This is a genomic window from Kitasatospora sp. NPDC056327, assembly GCF_042261735.1.
Lineage (GTDB): Bacteria > Actinomycetota > Actinomycetes > Streptomycetales > Streptomycetaceae > Kitasatospora.
Genome location: NZ_JBHJRC010000543.1, coordinates 1 through 1,615 on the forward strand (window position 1 = coordinate 1; position 1,615 = coordinate 1,615).

2 protein-coding genes are annotated in these 1,615 nt (G+C 72.8%); one reads left to right on the forward strand and one right to left on the reverse strand.

The window, feature by feature from the left end:
* A partial coding sequence (locus ACFCX4_RS36185) for a hypothetical protein (protein WP_376151715.1) occupies positions 1–427 on the reverse strand: 427 nt, incomplete at its 3' end.
* A gap of 270 nt (positions 428–697) precedes the next feature.
* On the opposite strand from ACFCX4_RS36185, the gene ACFCX4_RS36190 reads away from it, so the two are divergent.
* A complete protein-coding gene (locus tag ACFCX4_RS36190) occupies positions 698–1,540 on the forward strand; it encodes a hypothetical protein (protein WP_376151717.1) in 843 nt (280 codons plus the stop codon).
* The last annotated feature ends 75 nt before the right edge of the window (positions 1,541–1,615 follow it).

Consider the following 1,615-nt stretch of genomic DNA (forward strand, 5'->3'; position numbering starts at 1 on the left):
ACTCGAACAACCCCGAACGACCCAACCAGTACGCATGCTGCACATCCGTCAGACCGAACGGCTCACCCCACCTCCCCGCATCCGGCACCAGGGTGTGCTGCCCGTCCCGCTCCTGCTCGCCGGTGCCGGTCAGGGCCAGGTCGACGGCCTCGGCGAGGGCGGCCAGGCCCTGGGAGGCCACGAGCTCGGTCAGCGCCAGGGTCACGCCCCACCGGGCGTCCAGGACGATCTGCAGTTCGGTGGCCTGGAGGGACTCCAGGTGGAGCGGTTCGTCGGCGTCGCCCGGGGTGGGGCGGCCGGTGACGGCGTCGAGCACGGTGCGCAGGGCCGTGGTGATCGCGGGACGGCGGTCGGCGGGGGCGAGGGCGAGCAGCGCGGTGCGGTCGGGGGTCTGCGTGCCGGGGGTGCCGCTGTCGGTCGGGTTCACTGGGCCCTCCTGGGTGGGGTGGCGAACGTGCCGGTACGGGCCAGGTTTCCGGGCGCGGCTCCGGCGGACGAGCCCCGAAGGGCTGGCGGGTAGGCCGCACGGCGGGGGTGGCGGGCAGTGCCCTTTCGGGGGGACCAAGGGCAGGGCTCGTCGGACGCGTCGTGGTGGGGTTGGCCGCTGCCGGTGCGCGCGGGACGGTGGCGGCAGTTTGCCCGTCCCCCCGAAGGAGCGAATCGCGTGAAAGGCCATTCCCGTCCCACCCAGCGGAAGTTGAGCCGCACCCTGCTGCGGCTGGTGCCCGTCCTCGCGGTGCTGATCGCGGCCGGCGCGTTCATCGTCGCCAACCGGACCCAGGCGATCACGCCGGAGGGCAAGCCCGTGACCCTGGCGATGGCGCTGGACACCTACCGCCAGCACCCCTCGGCCCTGCGCGGCGACCTGGGACAGGTCACGTCCCCGGTGGCGCCCAGTGCGGCGATCAAGGGGTTCACCCGGCCGGAGCCGGGGGTGTACACGTACCGGACCGAGGGCGCGGACTCGATCATCTACAACGGGGACTCCTACAAGCGTCCGTTCCCGGCCGAGACCTACGCGCGGGTGCTGCACGACTCCGGGTGCGTGTGGGAGCTGTACTTCACCCCGATCTCGGAGCACACCGACGCGCACCGCCAGTGCAGCGGGCAGGGCGAGTACCTGTGTCTGGCGCACATGCAGAAGGTGAGCTTCGCGGGCATCGAGGGCGACGAGGCGCACAAGTGCAGCCCGGCGATGGTGCAGGTGGGCGGTGACGCGGTGGCGCCCGGGGGCCGGGAGGAGACGATCTGCGTGTCGCACGGCAACCATGCCCAGATCAAGATCAAGTACATCGCCGACGAACCCGTGACGGTGGGCGGGGAGGTGCGCCGGGCCCACCACGTCAAGATCGACAGCTTCGTCAAGGGCGACGGGCTGGACGGCGACGCGGTGGCGGACGTGTGGTTCGACCAGGAGGACGGCATGTACCTGAAGGTCGTGCGCACGGCGGACGTGAACGTCGACCGCGGGGGCGGCAACAAGGGCACCTACCGCGTCGAGGCCTCGTACGTCCTGGAGTCGCGCACGCCGGCCGTCTGAGCCGGACACCCGCGCCCGGGTACGGGCGAAGGGCCGTGGCGGGCCCGCCCCCCGGTGGCAGCGGGGGGCGGGCCC